The organism is Methylobacterium trifolii (assembly GCF_022179685.1).
Classification (GTDB): Bacteria; Pseudomonadota; Alphaproteobacteria; order Rhizobiales; family Beijerinckiaceae; genus Methylobacterium; species Methylobacterium trifolii.
Genome location: NZ_BPRB01000019.1, coordinates 1 through 3,966, shown reverse-complemented (window position 1 = coordinate 3,966; position 3,966 = coordinate 1). Strand labels below are relative to the sequence as shown.

Annotated in this window: 4 protein-coding genes; all 4 read right to left on the bottom strand. The window is 69.0% G+C overall.

The window, feature by feature from the left end:
- Positions 1-73: 73 nt before the first annotated feature.
- Positions 74-1,537, bottom strand: coding sequence for a pyruvate dehydrogenase complex E1 component subunit beta (locus COGEMETH_RS01590; protein WP_238180872.1), 1,464 nt, complete (start codon positions 1,535-1,537; stop codon positions 74-76).
- 96 nt (positions 1,538-1,633) lie between these two features.
- Positions 1,634-2,719 carry a pyruvate dehydrogenase (acetyl-transferring) E1 component subunit alpha gene (gene pdhA, locus COGEMETH_RS01585; RefSeq protein WP_238180871.1) on the bottom strand — a complete coding sequence of 362 codons (1,086 nt, stop codon included), beginning with the start codon at positions 2,717-2,719 and terminating at the stop codon, positions 1,634-1,636.
- Between the two features lie 121 nt (positions 2,720-2,840).
- Entirely contained in the window at positions 2,841-3,152 is a 312-nt protein-coding gene (locus COGEMETH_RS01580) for an FtsB family cell division protein (RefSeq protein WP_238180870.1), read from the bottom strand.
- A gap of 51 nt (positions 3,153-3,203) precedes the next feature.
- Positions 3,204-3,966: phosphopyruvate hydratase (eno, locus tag COGEMETH_RS01575; protein WP_238180869.1), on the bottom strand; the 763-nt coding region annotated here is incomplete at its 5' end.

Genomic DNA, 3,966 nt, shown 5'->3' with positions numbered 1-3,966 from the left:
GCACCTCAGGATGAGGTCGGGGATGGGACAGGCGCGATGTGTGCGGGTCACGAGCCATCATGCAGGCATCGGCTCACTTGTAGCAGACCGCCTTGGCCGCCTCGACGACCTCGGCGACGTTGGGCAGCGCCAGCTTCTCGAGGTTGGCGGCATAGGGCATCGGCACGTCCTTGCCGGTCACGCGCAGCACCGGCGCGTCGAGGTAGTCGAAGGCGTCGACCATCAGCCGGGCCGAGATCTCGGCGCCGATGCCGCTCTGCGGGAAACCCTCCTCGACGGTGACGCAGCGGCCGGTTTTCTTGACCGATTCCAGCACCGTGTCGGTGTCCATGGGGCGCAGGGTGCGCAGGTCGATCACCTCCGCCTCGATGCCCTGCTCGGCCAGCACCTGGGCCGCCTTGAGGGCGTAGGTCATGCCGATGGAGAACGACACGATGGTCACGTCCGAGCCGGTGCGATGCACCCGCGCCTTGCCGATGGGCAGCACGAAGTCGTCGAGCTTGGGCACCGGGAAGGTCTGGCCGTAGAGGATCTCGTTCTCGAGGAAGATCACCGGGTTGGGGTCGCGGATCGCGGCCTTGAGCAGGCCCTTGGCGTCGGAGGCCGTGTAGGGGGCGATCACCTTCAGGCCCGGCACGTTGGAGTACCAGGCGGAATAGTCGTGGCTGTGCTGGGCGCCGACGCGGGCGGCAGCCCCGTTGGGACCGCGGAAGACGATGGGGCAGCCGAGCTGGCCGCCGGACATGTAGAGGGTCTTGGCGGCCGAGTTGATGATGTGGTCGATCGCCTGCATGGCGAAGTTGAAGGTCATGAACTCGACCACCGGCTTCAGGCCGGAGAGCGCCGCGCCGACGCCGATGCCGGCAAAGCCATGCTCGGTGATCGGCGTGTCCACCACGCGCCGCGCGCCGAACTCCTGCAGCAGCCCTTGCGTGATCTTGTAGGCGCCCTGGTACTCGGCGACCTCCTCACCCATCACGAACACGTCCCCGTCCCGGCGCATCTCCTCCGCCATGGCGTCGCGCAGGGCCTCGCGCACGGTCGTCGTTACCATCGGCGTGTCGGCCGGGAACTCGTCCATCACCGGCGCGGGCGCCTTGTTGGTGATGGTCGCCGGCGCGGCGGGGGCTTTGGCCGCATCGTCGGCGGTCTTGGCGGTGGCGGCCGGCCTGTCGGCCAAGCCCTCGGCCTGCGCGGTCGGGGTCGGCGCGGGCTGGCCGCCGGCATCCGTGCCCGTATCCTTGCCGTTCGGCTTCGGCCCGCCGCCCCCCGAGGCCGCCGCGGAGACGTCCTCGCCCTCGCCCGCGATGATCGCGATCGGAGTGTTGACCGCCACGCCCTCGGTGCCCTCGGCGACCAGGATCTTGGCCAGCACGCCCTCGTCGATGGCCTCGACCTCCATCGTGGCCTTGTCGGTCTCGATCTCGGCCAGCACGTCGCCGGACTTGATCGGATCGCCCTCCTTCTTGAGCCACTTGGCGAGCTTGCCCTCCTCCATGGTGGGCGAGAGGGCAGGCATCAGGATGTCGGTCGCCATGGGGTACTCTGTCGGTGAGGCGGGCGGGGCGGCCTGAAGGCTTGTCTTGCGTTCACACGGCCCGGCTGCGCCGGACCGCACTTGGGGAAGCGGCGCTCAGGCGCGCGCCTCCAGCAGGATATCGGTCCAGAGCTCCTTGGGATCGGGCTCGGGATCGTGGGTCGCGAACTCGGCGGCGCCGTTGACGGTCTCGCGCACCTTGGCGTCGGTCGCCTTCAGCTCGGCCTCGGGCACCCCGTGCAGCTCGATCAGGCGCTTGCGCACCATCTCGATCGGGTCGTGCTCGTCGCGCATCTTCGAGACCTCGTCCTTGGTCCGGTACTTGGCCGGGTCGGACATCGAGTGGCCGCGATAGCGGTAGGTCTGCATCTCGAGGATGTAGGGGCCCTCCCCCGAGCGGGCGTGTTCGATCGCCCGGCCGGCGGCCTCGCGCACCGTGCGCACGTCCATCCCGTCGACCTGCTCGCCCGGTATCCCGAACGAGATGCCGCGCCTGGAGAAGTCGGTCTGGGCCGAGGCACGGGCCACCGAGGTGCCCATGGCGTAGCGGTTGTTCTCGATCACGTAGACCACGGGCAGCTTCCAGAGCTGCGCCATGTTGAAGCTCTCGTAGACCTGGCCCTGGTTGGCCGCCCCGTCGCCCATGTAGGTCAGGCTGACCTTGCCGTTCTTGCGGTAGGCGTCGGCAAAGCCCAGGCCCGTGCCCAGCGACACCTGCGCGCCGACGATCCCGTGCCCGCCGAAGAACTGCTTTTCGCGGGAGAACATGTGCATCGAGCCGCCCTTGCCGCGGCTGTAGCCGCCGCGGCGGCCGGTCAGCTCGGCCATGACGCCCTTCGGGTCCATGCCGCAGGCCAGCATGTGGCCGTGGTCGCGGTAGCCGGTGATGACCTGGTCGCCCTCGACCGAGGCCATCTGCATGCCGATCACCACGGCCTCCTGGCCGATGTAGAGGTGGCAGAAGCCGCCGATCAGGCCCATGCCGTAGAGCTGCCCAGCCTTCTCCTCGAAGCGGCGGATCAGCAGCATCTCGTGATAGGCGTGGAGGTCTTCCGCACGGGTGAATTGCGGCAGGTTCGGCGCCGGCTCGTGCGCCCTGGCGACGTCCGGCGGCGGCGAACCGGCCTCGGCCTCGGCCTGCCCCGCTTCCCTGGGCTGCCCTGCCTCTGTGGCAGCATCCATCGGCGCTCTCCCGCTCTCTCGACCGTGGGCACGGTGTAGGTCAGGGAGTCAGATAAGGCGAGGCCCGGCGCTCTGACAGGCCATGGCCGTTGTCAGGCTTTGGCTGGGATGAACGCGGCCCTCAGGGCCCGATGACGACCACGTCGTTGGCGTGTACCCGGCCGAGCACCACGCGGGCGCGCTCCTCCAGGAGGTCGCGGTCGATCTGCTCGCTGCGCAGCAGCGTGACCCGGTGCTCCCAGGTCGCCCGCTCCGCCTTGGCGGCGGCCAGTTCCTGCGAGAGCCCGTAGGCCTGGATCTTGAGGGCACGCTTGGCCTCAAGGCCGCGGTTGCCGTTCTCCGCCTGGTAGACGAAGTACCCGACGACAAGCGCCGACAGGGTCCAGAGACCCAGCGGCAGCACGACCATTCTGACGCGGCGACGGACGACCATGGACCGCACCATCGCCGGTCAGGGTTAAGGAGGCGTTGACGCGGGCGGCCCTCACACCCGCGCGAGCTGCCGGATCGCGGCCCGGCCGGCGTAGCGCCCCTGCGCGCCCAGGCCCTCCTCGATGCGGATGAGCTGGTTGTACTTGGCCAGTCTGTCGGAGCGGGCCAGCGACCCGGTCTTGATCTGCCCGCAATTGGTGGCGACCGCCAGGTCCGCGATGGTGGAATCCTCGGTCTCGCCCGAGCGGTGGGACATCACCGCGGTGTAGCCCGCGCGCTGGGCCATCTCGACGGCGGCGAGCGTCTCGGTCAGCGAGCCGATCTGGTTCACCTTGACCAGGATGGAGTTGGCGGTGGAGTCCGCGATGCCGCGGGCCAGGCGCTCGACGTTGGTGACGAACAGGTCGTCGCCCACCAGCTGGCATTGGGCGCCGACCTTGTCGGTCAGCAGCTTCCAGCCGGCCCAGTCGTCCTCGGACATGCCGTCCTCGATCGAGACGATCGGATACTTGGCGACGAGTTCGGCCAGGTAGTCGACCTGCTGCTCGATCGAGCGGGTCTTGCCCTCGCCCTCGTAATGGTACGCACCGTCCTTGAAGAACTCGGTGGCCGCGCAATCGAGGGCCAGGACCATGTCGGTGCCGGGCTTGAAGCCGGCGGCCTGGATCGATTCCATCACGAAGTCGAGGCCGGCCTCGGCCGAGGGGAGGTTCGGGGCAAAGCCCCCCTCGTCGCCGACGTTGGTGTTGTGGCCGGCCTTCTTCAGGGCGGATTTTAGGGTGTGGAACACCTCCGCGCCCATGCGCACGGCCTCG